At 37.3% G+C, this 18955-nt stretch carries 15 protein-coding genes; 4 read left to right on the top strand and 11 right to left on the bottom strand.

Annotated elements, in window-relative coordinates:
- Positions 1-80: 80 nt before the first annotated feature.
- Entirely contained in the window at positions 81-1052 is a 972-nt protein-coding gene (locus tag H3U49_RS03685) for a Gfo/Idh/MocA family protein (RefSeq protein WP_198179780.1), read from the top strand.
- Between the two features lie 189 nt (positions 1053-1241).
- Here H3U49_RS03685 and H3U49_RS03680 read toward each other — a convergent pair whose 3' ends face one another.
- The 9 genes from H3U49_RS03680 to H3U49_RS03640 form a co-directional block, all read right to left on the bottom strand.
- Positions 1242-2060: an SLAP domain-containing protein gene (locus tag H3U49_RS03680; RefSeq protein WP_198179778.1), complete on the bottom strand. Its 819-nt coding sequence runs from the start codon at positions 2058-2060 to the stop codon at positions 1242-1244.
- Positions 2061-2461: 401 nt separating this feature from the next.
- Positions 2462-4291: a cation:proton antiporter family protein gene (locus H3U49_RS03675; protein ID WP_198179776.1), complete on the bottom strand. Its 1830-nt coding sequence runs from the start codon at positions 4289-4291 to the stop codon at positions 2462-2464.
- A gap of 152 nt (positions 4292-4443) precedes the next feature.
- Positions 4444-5637: an SLAP domain-containing protein gene (locus H3U49_RS03670; RefSeq protein ID WP_198179774.1), complete on the bottom strand. Its 1194-nt coding sequence runs from the start codon at positions 5635-5637 to the stop codon at positions 4444-4446.
- Between the two features lie 46 nt (positions 5638-5683).
- A complete protein-coding gene (locus H3U49_RS03665; RefSeq protein ID WP_198179772.1) occupies positions 5684-6901 on the bottom strand; it encodes a glucosaminidase domain-containing protein in 1218 nt (405 codons plus the stop codon).
- Between the two features lie 122 nt (positions 6902-7023).
- Complete coding sequence (locus H3U49_RS03660; RefSeq protein WP_198179770.1) at positions 7024-7515, bottom strand: sigma-70 family RNA polymerase sigma factor; 492 nt, start codon at positions 7513-7515, stop codon at positions 7024-7026.
- A gap of 232 nt (positions 7516-7747) precedes the next feature.
- Complete coding sequence (locus H3U49_RS03655) at positions 7748-8590, bottom strand: hypothetical protein (protein ID WP_198179768.1); 843 nt, start codon at positions 8588-8590, stop codon at positions 7748-7750.
- Between the two features lie 143 nt (positions 8591-8733).
- Positions 8734-10548: an SLAP domain-containing protein gene (locus H3U49_RS03650; RefSeq protein WP_198179766.1), complete on the bottom strand. Its 1815-nt coding sequence runs from the start codon at positions 10546-10548 to the stop codon at positions 8734-8736.
- 519 nt (positions 10549-11067) lie between these two features.
- Positions 11068-11367 (bottom strand): DUF2922 domain-containing protein, encoded by a 300-nt coding sequence (locus H3U49_RS03645; RefSeq protein ID WP_232347630.1) that lies wholly within the window; start codon positions 11365-11367, stop codon positions 11068-11070.
- Positions 11360-11578 carry a DUF1659 domain-containing protein gene (locus H3U49_RS03640; RefSeq protein WP_198179763.1) on the bottom strand — a complete coding sequence of 73 codons (219 nt, stop codon included), beginning with the start codon at positions 11576-11578 and terminating at the stop codon, positions 11360-11362. The genes H3U49_RS03645 and H3U49_RS03640 overlap by 8 nt, the downstream gene beginning before the upstream one ends.
- Before the next feature lie 205 nt (positions 11579-11783).
- Here H3U49_RS03640 and H3U49_RS03635 point away from each other — a divergent pair, with 205 nt between their 5' ends.
- The 3 genes from H3U49_RS03635 (at position 11784) to H3U49_RS03625 (ending at position 15487) form a co-directional block, all read left to right on the top strand.
- Complete coding sequence (locus tag H3U49_RS03635) at positions 11784-12647, top strand: hypothetical protein (RefSeq protein WP_198179762.1); 864 nt, start codon at positions 11784-11786, stop codon at positions 12645-12647.
- 241 nt (positions 12648-12888) lie between these two features.
- Complete coding sequence (locus H3U49_RS03630) at positions 12889-13335, top strand: hypothetical protein (RefSeq protein WP_198179761.1); 447 nt, start codon at positions 12889-12891, stop codon at positions 13333-13335.
- A 121-nt stretch (positions 13336-13456) separates the two neighbouring features.
- Positions 13457-15487 carry a KUP/HAK/KT family potassium transporter gene (locus tag H3U49_RS03625; protein ID WP_198179760.1) on the top strand — a complete coding sequence of 677 codons (2031 nt, stop codon included), beginning with the start codon at positions 13457-13459 and terminating at the stop codon, positions 15485-15487.
- 130 nt (positions 15488-15617) lie between these two features.
- On the opposite strand, the gene H3U49_RS03620 is transcribed toward H3U49_RS03625, so the two are convergent.
- Entirely contained in the window at positions 15618-17567 is a 1950-nt protein-coding gene (locus H3U49_RS03620; RefSeq protein ID WP_198179759.1) for a M13 family metallopeptidase, read from the bottom strand.
- A 95-nt stretch (positions 17568-17662) separates the two neighbouring features.
- Positions 17663-18883, bottom strand: a complete 1221-nt coding sequence (locus H3U49_RS03615; RefSeq protein WP_198179758.1) for an MFS transporter — start codon at positions 18881-18883, stop codon at positions 17663-17665.
- Positions 18884-18955: the final 72 nt, after the last annotated feature.

Genomic DNA, 18955 nt, shown 5'->3' with positions numbered 1-18955 from the left:
TGGTGCTTTTAGGTTACTTAATGAGATAAAATGACTATAGAGTCGTTTAAATATTTTCATTAGTAATCGGAGGTCCAAAAATGAAATTAGGAATTATTGGCAGTGGTAAAATTGTTCACGATTTTTTAACGACTGCTGCTAAAATTAAAGGCCTTGAACTTGCAGCAATATCCACTACTCAACGTAGTCAGCCTATTGCCAAAGACTTAGCTAAACAATACAACATTAAAGAGGTATTTGCTGATAACGGGCAGTTGTGTCACGATGAAAATGTCGATACAGTTTATGTAGCCGTGCCTAATTCTTTACATTATGAAATCGTAAAAGAAGCTCTTCTTGCAGGCAAAAATGCTATTTGTGAAAAACCATATGTAGAAACTGTTGCTCAAGCTGAAGAACTTAAAGAAATAGCTGATAAAAATGGTTTAATCATTGTTGAGGCCATCACAAATATTCACCTGCCAAATTTCAAAGCGATTAAACAGCAATTAGCTGAAATTGCACCTATTCACATTATTTCTTTAAACTATACGCAATATTCCAGTCGCTATGATGATTTTTTGCAAGGAAAAATTGCACCTGTATTCGATCCTGCTAAAGATGGTGGAACTCTCACGGATTTGAACATTTACAATATTCACTTAGCAGTTGGTTTGTTCGGTAAGCCGGAAAAAGTGCAATATTATCCAGTAATGCAAAAACAAGTTGATACTTCGGGCATACTTAATTTAGTTTATCCTGATAAACAAGCAGTTTTAATTGCTGCAAAAGACAGCTATACTACTCCCAGATCATTTATTGAGGGTGAAAAAGGAACCATCTACTTTGATGGTTCAACTGGTGTTATTAAAAGCTTCATGGTTGAACACAGACATGGTGATAGCAGTAAGTTCAACTTCAATCAGTTTGATCATCGAATGGCAAGTGAGTTTACAGACTTTGTGAAAATTATTGATACCCACGATACACAGAAAGCAAATGATTTGTACGAGCATAGCATAGCTGTCATGGATGTATTAGCTAAAGCAAAGCAATCTGTTTCTAATAATTAATATTAATGACTAAAAAACGCAATCAGTTCTCCAGTTGAGAAAGTTGCGTTTTTTTGTATCAAAAAAGAGGCCGGAGAATTTTGAAAAACCTGTAAAAGCAAGTTTTTCAAAAAACTTCTAAGACCTCTTTAATTATGATATTAAATTTACTCAATAATTTAATATAAAAAGCAAATTAATGATTACTCATTACTTAGAAGGGGTTGAGCTAGCTGAACCGTTGGATCCGGTTGAACCAGTTGAACTGTTGGAACCAGTAGAACCGTTTGAGCTAGTTGAACCATTTGAACCAGTAGAACCGTTTGAGCTAGTTGAACCATTTGAACCAGTAGAACCGTTTGAGCTAGTTGAACCGTTAGAACCAGTAGAACCGTTTGAGCTAGTTGAACCGTTAGAACCAGTAGAACCATTTGAGCTAGTTGAACCGTTAGAACCAGTTGAACCATTTGAACCAGTAGAACCATTTGAACTAGTTGATGGGGTTGAAGTTGGTGTTGTTTCAGTCTTCTTCTTAGCTAAAGCACTTGCTTTAATGTATCCTGCTGAAGTTGAGTAGTACTTCTTGCCCTTAATTTTGACAGCCTTACCAAAGACTCTAACCTTTTGTCCCTTGCGAACCTTACCGTTCTTCAAAGCCTTGCCACTTCTGGTAACTAAAACTGTGTTCTTAGCTACTTTAGCAGCCTTACCAGTAACATTAACAGCCTTAATATATTGGTTCTTGCCAATCTTGTAGTAAACCTTGCCTTTAACAGTCTTTTTGCCAAGAACTGTTACTTTTTGACCAACTTTAACTGTTTTCTTAGTTTTAACTACTTTCTTGCCCTTTAGCTTGTAAACAGCAGAATTGGCGCCAACCTTCTTGGTCTTAGCGGCCTTCTTAGCTGCACTAACTTCAGTTGGGGCACTACTTAAAGCGTTAGTTGGTAACTGATTAACACCAACAGCTAATAATGTTGCACCAGCTACGGAAACTATCATTTTCTTATAAAAATTATTTTTACTCATTTTTCTGAGCCTTCCTTTTTCCATTGACAAATTCGACGCCCCTAGCTATACAGACTTAAGAACGCTATAACTCTTATTGAGTTACATAGGATTTATTTTAGCACTATAAACACCCAAAAAAAAGACTAGAGTTTTAATAAATTATTATTTTCTGTCATACGTGTTCGCAAAAATTATTCTAATTTTTGCTCTTTTAATAGTAAGTGTTTTGTATATTACAATTAAGTAATTTGCTTTTTAATAATATTAAATTATTTCCTATAGTTTTACAATTTATCAAAACGTGTCAGTCAAAAAGGACTAACTCTTGTGCTATCCTTTAAGTTATTCCGTAGTTAAATTCTAATAAAGTGTCTCAAATTCAGTTATCATAACAGCAAACCGCTTTTTAATTGATAAAATTACTTATTGCCGATAACTCTGCGAATACGATCAGCAACCTGATACTTAGCAGTAAATATCAATTCGTCTCCCATTTCAATAACCGTATGTCCATGCGGGACCAGCCATTCTTGTCCTCGGCGAATACGACTGACAGTGATGTCACTTGCTATATCCCAATCCATTAATTGAAGGCCTGAATACTGCCTGTTGCGGACAACAACAGAATAGACCGCATTTTTGGTATCGCTCAGCACATTATAAACAGCGGGCGATTCTATCAGTGCTCGCAGCAATGAAGAAGTAACATTGCTTAAGTCAAAGACTTCCATGCCGTTGCTGCGCAATTGTTCCACCTTGGCAATGTCAGCACGCTTTTGACAAATAATAATCCGTTTGAAATTACCTTTAGCTTTTGCCAGTTGTCCCAGTCGTAAATTGGTTTCGTCAGATCTCATAGCCGCAACAAATATATTCCCGGTAAAAACATCAGATTGACGCAGATTTGCTTCATCCAGTTTTGGCAATAATTTTAAATCCGGCACACGACTCTTATAAATATTATAGTGTTCATTACTAGTAGTATACATTTGAACTGAATACCAATTATCATGCAAATCAAGCATAACTGGAACTGTTAAAGCATTGGTGCCTATAATTACCACTTTTTCCTTGATACGATCCTCAGCTTTTAACTTAAATATTGCATTAAAAAGTATCGGACAAAAAATGCAAACTATTACTGCAGCCAAGATAAAAACATCTGATTGCAAGCGTGTAATAACATTTAATTTTCTGGCCACTGCTAAAGTTGGTAAAACAATGGTGATCGTAGTCGCGGTCAAAAAGCCACCCGCAAAACCATTTCTTAAACCAAACTTTTTGGCATAAACTAACGCAACAGGCAATTTTGCCAGAAATAAAAACAGCACTAATATTGGTAACAGAATTAAAGAGTTTGGATGTGCCAAAAGTGATCTTAAATTGAGTTTAACCCCCGTCATAATAAAGAAAATAGGAATAAAGAAGCCATAACCAATTGAAGTCAATTTATCAGCAGTTTCCTGACTAGGCTCCAACAACTTCATTACAATGCCAGCTAAAAAGGCCCCTAAAATATTTTCCACTCCGACTCTTTCAGCAACTGTTACCAAAGCAAAAATTAAGAAAAAGGCCAAACGAACATCTAACTGCGTAGTTGATTTGGTCACTTTAACAAACCACAGATATGGCTGCTTAAAGTGCCACAACAGCAAAATAGCTACGCCAAAAAGCAAAATAATAAGCCACAATTGTCCGGTATTGCCACCATTAATCGCAGCATAAACCGTCAATAGCATTAACGGAATTACTTCTCCTAATACTGCAGTTAATAAAATCGTCTGACCTATCGGCCTATTTAAAATGTCCTTTTCTTTTAAGGTCGCAATTACTACTCCCAGTGCAATCGTCATGAAAATAATGGTTGCAAGCATCGTATCGCCAAATAAGCCAAACCATTTTAAAACTAATGCCAGGCAGACAGATAACACGGCTACGCCTAAAAACGCCTCTAATGCAATTTTAAAGGGTGAAATTTGATCCTGCTTTTTTTCTTGCTTATGCTTAGGTTTCAGTAAATCAAAGTTGATTTCCATCCCCGACAAAAACAATAGCAAAATGACGCCCAAGTTTGATAAAAACGCGAGGTCATGTGTTGGCTGTACAATGTTAAAACCACTGGCACCAAGAATAATACCAATGATAATTTCGGCAACGGCCGTAGGAACAGCATTTACCTTTAATCGGGCCATTAAGATAGGAACAATTAAGGCAAACAAAACAACTAGGAATAAAGACAATTGTGCCACCAGGATTACCTCCTCATTTATTCTTAGTCGATTATACAAAATATTGACGAGCAGAGAAAATAAAAAGGGACAGCAAGTATTCAATAAATTAAAATCTGCTGCACATGCACATAAAAACAGGTCACGACAATTATCATGACCTGTTTCTTTAATTAAAAATTGGCTGCTTTAACAAAGCGATTAGTGTCAATTGGATAGTACTTATTACCATTAATATTGACGCGGCCGCCATATGTCCGAACGGATTTGCCCTGCAAAAGCTTGGTAGTGCCAATACGAATTCCGGTAGTATCGTAAATATAAGCATTATGAGTTAACACCCGCTTGGAACCAACAATATTGCTAGCTACAACGTATTCATTTTCCCCAACTTGGAGATATTTTTTACCATTTATTATTTTTTCTTGTGCCACGGTTACCACTGTCCCGGCAGTTTTTAATGCTGCATCAGTACGTTTACCTTGAGCATCATATGTATAAGCATCATGCATCAAAGTTTTCTTACCAGTCGGTGCTTGAGAAACAGGGTCGGAATCAGTTGCAGGAGTATTCGTGGATTCAGTTGAATCAGTTGGGTCAGTTGTATTTGCTGGATTTGACGAATCGTCAGTAACCGTGCTGTCATCAGGAACGGTAGAAGTAACGGTTTCTGCTGCCTGCAAATCGTAATAGTGCTTCAAAAGTGAGTAAAAGTCATTCATTGAATAACCCCATTTTTTGAAGTAGCCGTCAGGATCGGTATGGTTAGTACCCCCTAAAAAGCGCGATACAGCATGATGGGACCAGATTGTCCCTTTACCAGTATTAGATGCATTAGAAGGCTTGATGTTATATCGGTGCAACAACTTAGCAGCATAAATGGCATCGTTATTCACACTTTTAGCAAATTTCTTTCTGCTAGTTTCTTGACAAAGTTCAATTTGAATAAAACGGTTGTTGGCTACTGCTCCAGCGCCCCAGACACCATAGTTAGGAGTCATCATTTGGATAACCTGCTTGTGATCTACAAAAGCGTGAACATAGGAGTACATATTTTTCCATTCACGGTTAAAATAAATGGCCTCATTATATGCGGATGCCCCGGGAGTTGCAGTTTCATGAATAACAATACCCTCCGGCTTTCCTTTTCTGTACTTAATTTTATTCCCATGAGCGTAAAACTTATTATACTTAATATTCTGCGTTTGGAGCATTTTGTGTAAGAAAGTAACGCCAACATAGCTGTTTTGTTTAGCAATTGAGTTAATGGAGGCAGCCTCTACCATCTGAGACTGATTAACGTTAAAAATAGGTGCAACTAAACCTACTCCGATAGCCACAGTAGTTATTAGTTTCTTTATCTTCATCTAATTTTTTCATTCCTTATTTTTGCTTGTTATAATTTAACTTTGTCTAGAAATTGCCTTTCTTAACATACTGGTGAATACCTACCCGATAATACTTAAGTCCATATATTGAAACTGCTCCACCGTAGGTTGCGACAGATTGACCCTTCTTTAACACCTTTTTATTGTCACGATTGCCATAATCGTTGTAAACAAAAGCATTTTTCTTGATCAGTCTCATTGTGCCGTCGATATTGCCACTGGCAATGTATTGATTTTCACCAATGCGATAATATTTTTTACCCTTAATAGTTTTAGTGCCGTAGGTAGCAATCACCTTGCCGGTATTGCCTACTTTAATTGCCTTGGCCTTTTTTACGCGTTTGCCTTTAGAATTGTAAATATAAGCGTTATGCATCAAGGTCTTGTTAACTTTTTTCTCACCCTTTGGAGCCTGAGAAGCCGGTGGAAGAGCACTGCCCATGTTTAAAATAGTATCGTTAACCCAGCCTTTACCGGCAATATACAAGCGCTTTTTGCCATTATAAAAAGTAATAGTCTTAGTTACAGTAACTGCATCACCTTTAGCAACTGAATCGGTTTTGGCAGATACTGAGTGGTCAGTTGGCCAAGCATAAGTGGCACCTGCTTTTTTAACAACATAGGATTTACTAGTGTTCGAAATCTTAGGATCGTATTGCGTTAAGTTCGAAGTTGTTATCCTAGTGTTTAAAATAGTGTTGTAATTATTGGCGGTAGCGTATGTACCAGTTAAAGCCTTGGTGGCATCTGCATAAGAAGCAGCATTTTCAAGCCATGCTCCTTTGTAGCGTTCTGGCTGCCAAGTAACACCTAAGCGAAGTTTTTGACCATTATCATCAAATGAATCCTGATAAGTATTGTATTTCCTAAACTTCGCTGTCACGTAGTAGCTCTTGCCATTTTTGTCTTCTTCACGTGTTTTAGAAGAATAGGTTGCTCCTTGCCAGCTGTCATCAGCCTTCATTCCGAATAAATTATTGGCATTAACAGCCAGACCGGATTTGCCCCAGTTAGATTCCACAATTGCCTGTGCAATCATAACTGAAGGGTATAACCCATATTTTTTAGAAACTTTTTGTGCCTGCTTAACAGCAGTATTTAAAAAGGTTGTTTCATCTGCGCTGGCTGCAGATACTGTCTCAGCTTTTGCTGGAGAATTGGCAATTAAGTTGTTGGTAACTGGCATCAAGAGCGATGCACCAAGCATAGCCGCTGAAAAGCCAGTGATTAGTCTTTTTTTCATAAATAAAATTTCCTCCTTAACCGACATCTTTATTGTATCGGGCAATTAAAGTATTAACAATAGAATCCGCTTATTTGTAGTCAAAAAGTAATATTGCTGATTTTAATATTACAAATAGTAATTTATTTGTCTAAGACTTTCCGTAAATGATACAAAAGATCTCGTTTTAATCTTTGCAGCTGCACTCGATTGATACCTGTCTTTTCAGCTAAAGCACTGATTGTTTGACCACCGAGCAAATGATCAAAAAACAACATAAGTTCTATCTGCGTCATTTGCGCTAGCTCTTTTTCAAGTGCCAAATGATTATTCCAGTTAGCGAGCAAGCCAACCTGCTCTGCGGAATCAAAAACAATTTCTTGCTCAGTTATCCGTTTTTGCTTACGCAATAAGTCCAAAGTATGCCAGATAATTTTGCGAAAACTAAGGCGATCAACTTCAGTTCTTTTTCTGCCTGTTAACCTCGTCAACATTTCTGCGTAAATTATTATACCCTCTTGCAAAAAGTCTTCGTAATTAGTATAGTCCATTCTGACGTGGGCGGACCTCAGTGCGCCTCTGACTAATTTTTGATTGTGCCAGGCAGTTATAAATGCTTCTCTACTAATCTTCATTGGTGACATTCCTCTATTTCAAATATGTCACAAGCGCTTGTGCTCTTATAGATTAGCAAGATTGCTTAAAAATTAAAAAACACAATATTAAGTTTTTAACTGCTAGATTAACAAGTATTTAACTTTTACTTTCATTTTCTTCAGGCTTGTCTCATATATCATAGTTGCAATAAATTTACGGGTAAAAAAAGAGTAAAAAAATACACGAACTTCGTAAAGATCGTGCATTTTCTTAAAATAGAGTATCGGGACGTTTACTGTTTGAATAGGCAGTTTTGTGAGCATCAGAAATTAATGGTAATTCATAATAATCAGCCAAATAATTGCCATATCGCGCATGCTTTTTATCTAATAATTCGGCCATTACCTTTTTTAATGATATTTCTTCCAGAGATTGGTGGGGATGAAAGTAAGAAGATTGGTCAATGAGAGAATCTCCGACAGAACTTTTGACCCGCCAGCCCAAATTACTTTTTAAATGTACTGTACCCAGGAGGTAAAGTGCGTGATTAAAAAATAAACTATCACTTACTTTACGGGGAATGTGACGACTGCAGTTATCATATGTAAAAATATAGCTAAAGCGATTAGTGGTTACAGATTTAAAAGCAGTTACATTATTTCGCAGTGACTCAAAACTTGCCATATTATGCAAAGCAACCCAGTCAATATTACCAGTATTGTAGCTACGCAAGGAAAAATACGCTAGGCGACCTGTGGCAATCACATTGTGCCCAACTAAATTAATCTTACGCGAAAATTCCCTTTGAAATTCTAGCCCAGCCAATAGACAATTCTGAGCAAAAGACGTTAGGTGCGCTTGAGTGCTACGGCAGCTTAAAACAATCCCCAAATTATAATCAAAAATTACGCTTTTGTACTTGCCTAAAAGTGGCTGTTTCTGAAACTGGTATAAAGCAATAGTTGCAGGATTTACACAATAAAATTCATCTTCAACCAAGTATTTATCTATTTCCTGATCTATGCCAATTCTCTGACGTAAAAGCTTTTGCGACCAAAAACGATATTTATGCCCACTAGGCAGGTTCCAGATATCACTTTCTTTTTTTGACAATTCATTCCTCTCCTTTAATTAAAGTAGACGAATACTATTATATCGAAAATGTTATCGCTTGCATAGATCAATCAAAGGTAAAAAAGCACAAAAAAACAAGAGCGATATAATCGCTCCTGTTTCTAAATTAGCTATAAGACTAATTATTTAGCAAAGTTTGCAACCTTAACGTATTGCTTAGCAGGTCCACCAATTCTGTAGTAAGCCTTACCATTCTTGAATGTGTAAGGTGAACCATAAGTAGTAACTTGTGAGCCAGCCTTCAATACCTTTCTGTTTGCACGCTTCTTGCTGGTCTTATATACATAAGCGTTGTGGCTTAATGTACGTGAAGTACCATCAATGTTGTCAGCCATTACGTATTGGTTGTCACCAATTCTGTAAACTAAGCTACCATCAGCAAGTTTAGATGCTTTACCAAATACATCAACTGTAGTGTAAGCAGCTAATGTCTTAGTACCAACACGCTTGTGATCCTTGTCGTAGATGTATGCATTGTGCATAACCTTCTTAGTTTCTTTAGCTGCTGGTTGGTATGAACCATCAACATATTTACTTTCTACGTAAAGGTTTGAATCTGAGCTGTTAACACGAGTGTATGACTTGTCGCCAACCTTGATTGGGTCACCAAATGTAGCAATGATGTCACCATTCTTAACAGTAGTCTTAGAATCAGTTACAGTGTTACCTTCAATCTTGTAAACTGGAACATCACCATCAGATTGAACAGTCTTGTATTCTGCACCCTTTACACCAACAGTCAAGTAGAATACAGCCTTAGTAGTCTTACCTTCAGCGTTAGTTGCACTTACAGTAACTGGGTATTTACCAGCAACCTTAGTGTTAACTTTACTTACATCAACAGTAGGTGTCATTGGAGTCTTGTCAGTAGAACTTACAGTTGTTGCAAATGCTTTAGCAATAGCATCAGTGTCTACAGTACCGTTAACAGGAACGTAGTTGAATTTAACGCTGTCTGGAAGCACATCAATGTTCTTAGTACCATTAAATGATTTGTTACCGTTGTAGTCAGTAAGTGTCATTGCTGGGAATGAATCGTCACCCTCAGTTGGGTTAGGATTTACTGTTACCAAGAAAGTGCCAGTCTTACCATTTGTAGCATAGAAGTGTAAAGTAACTGGGAATGAAGCTGCAGGTTTGTCAAAGCTCTCGTTAGCATCATTCTTAGTAGTTACACCAACAGCTTTAAGAGCGTCACGAACGTCCTTCTTTACGTCAGTAAAGTGAGCTGTTGCTGGTGTAGTACCATTAGTAGTAGTAACGCCAAGAGTGTACTTATTCTCAATAGCTTGAGTAACTCCTAAAACGCTGTAGCTGTTTGATGAAACATCAACAGATCCAGCATCTACAGCTCTACCAGTAGTTATGTCCTTAACATAAGGAGCACCAGTAAGGGCTGTGTTAGCAAGATTAAATGTATCACTTACTACAGGAGCATTAGAAATAACACCTGATTTATCTGACTTCCTGGTATATTCAGTATTGCCAGACTTAAGTGTATAATCAGTTTCAGCCTTTAAGCCAGTAATAGTTACATATACAAGAGCGCGATAAGTTTCTTTAACAGAAAGATTATTAGCGTTCTTACTGTCATCAACACCAGCTGCAAATGCTGGTGTACCATCTGTTGTATTAACACCAGTCAATTGTGTACTTGTAAATACCTTAGCTGATGAAGTAGATACAGCAGCGCCAGCTGGTAATGTTGGGTTTGCTAATGAAACAGTTAACTTAGATGCTGGATCACCGTCTGTCAAACTCAATGGGTTAGTAACACTAAGCTTAAAAGCTGCTGTAGTAGAACTATTATTAGTGGTTCCACCAACAACAGTAACATTAGTATCAGCAAATACTGTTGATACGCCGGTTGCAGCGACTGGAGCAACAGCTAATAAAGCAGCTGCAGCAGCACTAACAATTCTTAAATTTTTCTTCATGTGGTCTTTCCTCCTTGTGTATATACAAAATAGTAATAGGCTATAGGTTCAGTCGTAATGAGCCTACATTGTTACAACACCCTTCAAGCCGAATTCATAAGTTTATAACTCTTATGAGGTAGCTTTCGAGCTGAAGAACGCGCATGCGTACAGGCTTCGAACCTGAAGCATAGCTATTACTTACCACATTTCTTATTGTACCTACCTTTTGCTTAAATTGCAAGACATGTAGTTATTTAACATACTTTTGTAATAAACGCTTACAGCTTTGCAAGCCACTTTTAATTTTACCAGAATTAACAAAGCCCTTAACAGCAATACATTCAATGTTTTTCTGCACTAAAAAAGTTATTTTATTTCCAATTAAATTTTACAAAATAATAACAAAATAATTCGGAATAAAGTAAAAATCACGCCAAACTTGCCTTGACGTGATTTCCTATCTGTACTGATTATTTTTGCCTAAAAAACTGTTTGATTTTAATTATCGTTTCTTTAATCGTCTCCAAAAACTGCAGGTTATATTGACTGACCCTGAGTATTATCGAACAAACTAGTAACAGTTCGTTCAACATATGAAGCAGATTGTGGAGTTTTATACAGATCCACCCCTTCTTGCGCAAATGCTTTTGCATTTGCTATTATTTCCATTGCATTCTTTACCTCTGTGCCTGCCAAATTTGTGGCAGCATCCGGTAAAGACAAATTAACCTTTTTGTTTGCACCGTTTAAAAATACTAATTGTAAAGTTTTGGTCTTAGTTACCATATTATTTGCTCCTGTCTTAATCATTTTTAGTTGCGAAATTTTGTTATTCATCACCAATAGGAATACCCTGTCTTTGAATTAAAGTCGCTGCACCTAGATCATCACCCTGCAATTGTGCTAAAGCTGCACCTACTTTAGCCAAACTGCCAGCTGTTGCTCCCTCTTTAACGTTCTTTAGAATTCGTGATTTAGTACCGTCTTTGCTGTATTTAGAATTTAAAAATGTGTATTGGACTGATTGTTCTAATAATGCAAAATTCATATTATTTTTTCTTCCTTTTCTTAATAGTGTAATCAACCCGCGCGCCAGATGTCTTACACTATTACTAACGAAAACGGGCGGCAAAATGTAACATTTTTTCTTAAAAAATGGTCACGTAAAGGTGAAAAAACACCATTGAGTAGTCAAATCTGCTTAAACCATCTATAATTAAACTAAGTATTAGTAAGGAGGATAAATTCCTATTATGAAAAAAACGACAATTGGTACGATTGTAGCAGTAGTAATTATCGCTATTGGTGGTGGCATTTTTTATGCAACACAAAAATCCAATAATGATAAAGTTGAAGCTTCCTATAATAGTGCAATGACTACTGGTAAAAATGCGGTTGCTGATAAGGACTATTCAGAAGCAAGCTCTGCATTTGCCAAAGCTTTCAGTATCAAGAAAACTGACCAGGCTAAAGCTTATAAAAACCAGTCGGACAATATGGCTTCCGCAATTAGCGCAACTAAAAAAGGCAAATATAATGATGCGTTAAATGAAACTGCCAATGTAATTCAAAGAAAAAACGGCTATGCAGTCCTAGTAAAACAAGGTAAAAAATTAAAGACTACTATCGAAGATGTTCAGGATAATTATGAACATGAAATTCAACCAATCTTCCTCGCTGCATCCCAAGCAGAATTAGCTAAGCAATATCTTAAAGCAGCTGACCAATACCAAAAAGTGCTGGATCTGCCTTATATTGATGAACAATATTACAGTCAGTACAAGAAGAAGGCCGAAAACGGATTAGCAAATAATCAAAAAGCTGCTAAAGAAAATAATAATGGTTCTTCAAGTCAAAGCTACAATTCAATTTCAGGCAAAGGACCAGATACTGGCAATGCCGGTAAAACCGGTGAAGGTTCTATGGGCAACCACAAGGTACATGGTAAAACAGTTACTAATAAGCAAATAGCACAACTACGTAAACGTGTAGGCAAGTTTGGCTATGATTCAATGTCTTGGAGCCCGCAAGATTTGATCGATCTTTACAGAAAGTCTGGTCGAACTAAGCCAAGCAAAATTACCAAGCAAGATATTCAAAACTATCTTAAACCGTAACAAACAGTAATAAGCTAAACTCAATATACTGAACCGTCCCGATTACTACATGGGACGGTTTTTATTTAGCCGGTTTATCTATTTTATTGCAGTTGCGCAAAATGCTATAATTTTATTAATATAATTAAAAACTACCATATATAAGAGGTTAAATTGCTTCAATAGTTGCTTTTATAGCCTAAACTCTGTAAAATGACTATTGACTTTCACGTTTCCTATTTTTATTAAAGGAGTGTCTGCTTTGACTGAAAAAGAAAATAATAGCAAAGAAAAAGATAACGAAAAAGAACAAGAAAAAAAGAATAAAGAAGAAGAAATCAAGGTTGTGATGCCTGACGCTGAATGGACTACGATGCCAGAAGAAGAGTTTAAAGAGCAACCCGATTACCTTAAAGTTTTCGCTGACTTTTACATTGCTCAGTTTAACCAACGCGATTTGGAAATCATGAACTTATATGATACTAATTCCAACATGGTTGACATCAACCACTATCTGCTTAATAACATTAAATTCACTCGCAAAGAATTGGTTAAACATGTTTTGCAGTATCATGCTCAGAATTTCCAAAGCATAATTGACGAAATTGCTGCTAAAGATGGTGTTGATGCAGAAAAAATGACATCATATAAAGACTGGAATAACTGGTACGAAGAGCGTCGCAGTAAAATTTCAACTTCTTTATCATAATTTACTTGTACTAAAGCAAAAAAAAGAACAAAATAGATACTTGAATGAGAATGCCACATTGACATTCTCTTTTACTTAAAAATGAATATTTCAATATTGTCTATGGGAGCACATAATTACTATGGATAAAAAGAAGAAGCGGATTTCGGCCGCCGGTCTGTTAATTACCATCGGTATCGTTTATGGTGATATCGGAACTAGTCCGCTCTATGTAATGAAGTCAATTGTTACGGGTAACGGTGGGATTGCCAATGTTGATCGTGATCTGATTTTAGGATCAATTTCACTAATTTTCTGGACAGTAACATTACTTACCACCGTTAAATACGTTATGATTGCGCTCAGAGCTACCAACCGTGGTGAAGGTGGTATTTTTGCATTATATGCTTTGGTACGTAAACGAGCCAAATGGCTGGTCATGCCAGCACTGATCGGTGGGGCTGCCCTCTTAGCTGATGGGACATTGACGCCCGCCGTAACTGTCACAACCTCAATCGAGGGACTGAAGAACATGCACTTTGGTTCCCACGTTCCCGTTCCTAATCAGAATGCCGTCATCATTATTACGATCGCTATCCTGCTGGTACTTTTTTCAATTCAAATGCTTGGCACCAGCAGCATTGGTAAAGCATTTGGTCCTATAATGTTTGTCTGGTTTACGTTTTTAGGCGTTATTGGTCTCTATAATATGGCTAATGACTGGTCAATTTTAGAAGCACTGAATCCTGTTTGGGCTGTTAAAATTCTTTTTAGTCCATCTAACAAGGCCGGCATCTTCATTTTAGGTTCAATCTTTCTGGCCACTACCGGTGCAGAAGCACTCTATTCTGATGTCGGTCATGTTGGTAAAGGCAATATTCGCGGATCATGGCCTTATGTTTTTCTCTGCTTATCTTTAAACTATCTGGGCCAAGGTGTTTGGATTCTGCAAAATCCACATTACCAAACAAACGGTGGTGAACTGAATCCATTCTTTGAAGCTGTACCAGGAGATTTACGACTTTTTGCCATCATTTTGGCTACGGTTGCCGCAATTATTGCATCTCAGGCACTGATTACCGGTTCATTTACATTAGTATCTGAAGCAAGTGGTCTGAAATTTTTACCACGGATGAATATTAATTATCCTACTACTAAGCATGGACAAATTTACATTCCTTCCGTAAACAAAATGATTTGCGTGGCAACTATCGCTATCGTGATTTTTTTCCGGACTTCAGAACATATGGAAGCAGCTTACGGATTGTCAATCACAGTCACAATGTTAATGACGACATTGCTGCTCTTTGAATACTTAGGTTCAAAGCATCACCCATTAATTTTACGCCTTTGCTTTTTACTAGCCTTTGGCTTTATTGAAGGCATGTTCTTGATTTCCAGTTTGACCAAGTTTATGCATGGTGGTTACGTCACTGTTTTAATTGCCGGTTTCATTGGCGTCATTATGTTCATCTGGTACTTTGGCAATAAAGTGCGTGACAAGCATGAAGGTGCTCATACCTACGTTCGTTTGGACGAATACACTGATATGCTGACGGATCTAAGCCATGATGATGATTATCCCACATACGCTACTAACTTAGTTTATATGGCAAAAGTTAAATATAATAAGTTTGTCAAACGTGAAATCATGTACTCCATCTTGGATAAAAGACCTAAGCGTGCTCAGGCCTATTGGTTTGTAACTGTCAACATTACCAATGAACCTTTCACAGCCAGATATGCTGTTAATACTTTTGGCACTAAGAATGTCATTAACGTGCAGCTATATCTTGGGTTCAAGAAACAAACCAGTGTTAATGTTTATCTGCGCCAAATTGTCCATGATTTAATTAAAGATGGTACTATCGAGGCACAACCGCAGGAGTACACTACAACTCCCGGTCGTAAAGTGGGTGACTTCTCATTTGTAATTGTTAATGAAGTCGTCAGTCCTTTAACCAGACTTAAAGGCTTTGAAAAAGTTATGCTAAAGGCACGAGTTTGGTTACAAAACCTGTCTTCTAATCCAGCTTCATGGTTTGGATTGGAATACACAGACACTGTGGTCGAGGAAGTACCTCTCATTTTAGGTAAACCAAGACATAACTTGCATATTAAGCGGGTTGCACCACGTGACTATTCCAACTTAAAGAATAAAGAAACTGAATAATATAAAATAGCATCTGTGAATTAATTTTACAGGTGCTATTTTTAGTTAAAGAGATTTTTCTGGCTCTATAATTAAGTTAACAAAAAAAACATTGTTCTGATTGGAACAATGTTTTTATTTTTAATATTAATTACCAAATATGTACTCGTTTCTCTGGGTCAAGCCACATGCCATCTTCAGGCTTAACATCGAAGACTTTGTAAAAGTCATCTTGACATTGGCTTTGAACGTTGGCACGTAATGGACCAGGAGCATGAACATCAACAGCAGTTTGACTCTTAATTGATTCAGTCAATTGTTTATTAGCCCAAATGCGTGCAAAGTTTTCAAACAGTTTCTTCAAATCATCATTTTCATTCTTGGCAGCTTCAACAGCAGCAGTTAAACCACCCTGATCAGCAATATTCTCAGAAACTATTTGCTTACCATTGAGTTTAACTGGTCCATATTCGATACCGTCAAACAAATCAATTTCGGCTTGTGTCCGTTTCTTAAACTCAGCATAATCCTCATCAGTCCACCAATTAGTCATATTGCCTAATTCATCAAACTGTGCACCATTGTTATCAAAGGCATGGGAAACTTCATGAGCAATTACGGAACCGATGCCACCAAAGTTGGCAGCTCTGTCTTGCTTCAAATCATAAAATGGCTTCTGCAAAATGGCTGCAGGGAAAGTCAAATCGTTTCTTTGCGGATCATAACAGGCGTTAACTAAGTTACCAGGCATTGCCCAGACAGTTCTGTCAACCTCTTTGTGCAACTGTTCAAAATTGTACTTTTGCTCTGCAATAGCAAAAGCCCGTTCATTAGAATAAAGACTGCCACCTTGACTAGCTGGAATAACCTTTAAACGATTATAGATCTCTTCAATTTTATCTGGATAACCAATCTTTAAAACCAAAGCATCGAGTTTAATGATTGCGCGTTTCTTAGTTTGCTCAGAAAGCCAATCGTTATTCTGCAGGCGTTCTTTGTAAACATCAAGCATACGGTGAATCATGTCTTCAACGTCTTTTTTGGCATCTTCACCAAAGTAGGTTTGGCCGTAATAAACCCCAACTACTTCGCTAAATGAACCATTTGCAATGTGATAAGCTTGTTTTTCACCACTTGACAATTGTGGTTGACCGTTAAGAGCCTGAGTAAATGGAAACGCTGCTTCACGAAAATCTTGTGACAAAACATCGGCAACATCATTAATAAAGTTGACCAGCATCCAGCCTTTGATTTCGGCAAAATTGTCCTTATTGATGATCTCATTAATATGATCCAGGTAGCGTGGTTCCTGCACAATAATTCTGTCAGGTTCTTCACCAATTACTTCCTTCAGGAAATAAGAAATTTGGAAATCTGAGAATTTAGCCTCAAAATCGGCAATCTTCATTGGATTATAAGTAGCTGGATAGTCTGCCCATTCTTCTGTAGACTTAACAATCTTAGATAGTTTAGCATCAAACTTAATAGCATCTTCTGCATATTTTTCTGCTTTTGCTTGATCAATACCAGCCATGGTTAACAGCTTAACTGATTGCTTTTGCAAAATATCTAACAATTGAGGGGCATCAGGAGTTTGATAAGTCGTAGTGTCAGGCAAGAAAGTTCCAGGACCTGCAAAATTCAACGCATTAACTTTGGTGTTCTTCATGTCAGGCTCAACATCAAGACCAAAAGGAATTGCAACAAAAGTTACTAAATCTGGTGCATTTAAATTAAAGTCAGAGAAATCTTTTAAACCATCAAGAAGTTCCAAGTCTGACTTAATTGGTGCAGCTCCATCAGCGTTTCTTTTATCGAAATCTCTAGCTAATTTGTATAACTTAACGGCTTCATCAAAATCAGGTACATTTGGTACTTCTTTTTTTCCAGCAGCAAAATCCGCAAAGTCCTGCATCAAATGCTTCTCAACGTCAACATCAATACCATCAAACGAGGCCATTCGTGACCGATCTTCCGGAATTTTAGTTTTTTCAATCCATTCTGAGTTAACAGCCAGGTATAGGTTGTCCTGCGGGCGTGCATCAAGCTTAGGTTCGATGATATTACCACTACCGCCTCGAACTGCGAAGTTTTTATTCATTCAGAGAGTCCTCCCTTTTCTATCTAAATTAAAAATAGACTAAATTAATATTATCATTCTAATTATACCCTTAACATTAAAAAAATTTTACAAAATTACTTATAAAGCGTGATATGCTTACGCAATTTTGCGTGCAAGGGCAATAAGAGCAATACCATCAGAAAAATGCCACAGGCAGCAATAATAAAGAATGGAATGTAACCCGCACGATCAATTATCATACCGCCAAATAAGGGACCAAAAGCCTGACCAATACCACGGGCAACATTAATTTCACCCTGATATTTGCCCTTGCTGTTTGCCGGAGATAAATCGTTAATGTATGCCGGAACCGCTGGAAAAGCAGTTGCTTCACCCAAAGTCAGAATAAACATTGATAGTGCAAAGTGAGCAAAATCTTTGGCAAAAATCAACGTGCCAAAAGAAATGGCAAACATGAGCGTGCCAAAAATAATTTGCTGAAACAAGTTCTTAAACAAGTTAGGATAGCGGGCTAAAATCACTTGAATAATGACTATTACGGCACCATTTAAAGTCCATAACAAGCTATACAAATGGAAAGGTATTCCTAATGAAACCATGTAAACCGACAGGTTTGACTCCCAGTTCATGTACATTAGCCATGTCACAGCCAAAGAAACCAAAAACCCGACCATTAACATCACGTTGTATTTGGGCATAGGATCAACTTTTTGCTTCACGCCCTTTTTAATACCGTTCTTTTTGCGCTTTTGGTGAAAAGTATTGATCGGACGATAATGAATTGCTGCATTAACACAGGCGATGGCAAACAGTGAAGCTGCTAAAATAAATAAGAACTCAATTGAAAAGTCGTAAAGATATCCTACCAGCAGCGTTCCTGTGACAGTACCGACATTTTGGGCAAAATAAATCAAATTAAAAACATAACGCCCTGAATATTTACGCAAACTTGTTGCTATTGAGTTAATTAAGGTACCATTCCAACCACTGATGCAACCGGTAAGAATAAGCCAAAACCAATATTGCGGCCAGCCATGGAAAAAAGCCATCATGAACAAAACAAAAGCATCCAGTCCTAATCCTGTAACAATTAAGGGGTATGGGTTCAGACGGTCATATAAGCGGCCAGCTAAAAGCGAACCCAATACATTGCTGGCACAATTGCAAAATAAAACAACCCCTATTACAGAAAGGCTGATGTGTAATTGCTTGTTTAAATAAACCGAAGTCAAGGGCCAAACAAAACTCGACCCGATCCACGTGGCCAGCTCCCCCAGTAAAAGCCAGCGTAACTTAATTTCTGTTTCTTCATGAGATCCATGTTTAAGTTTCATTTATTCAGTCCTTTCTTTTTTAGTTTCCATTTACCAGTTTAGCAAGAAGTATTAAAAAAGAACACCCCCATT

The sequence above is a fragment of the Lactobacillus sp. W8174 genome (assembly GCF_016100975.1).
Classification (GTDB): domain Bacteria; phylum Bacillota; class Bacilli; order Lactobacillales; family Lactobacillaceae; genus Lactobacillus; species Lactobacillus juensis.
The sequence above is the reverse complement of the archived record's forward strand: the minus strand, read 5'-3'. Positions and strand labels throughout refer to the sequence as shown.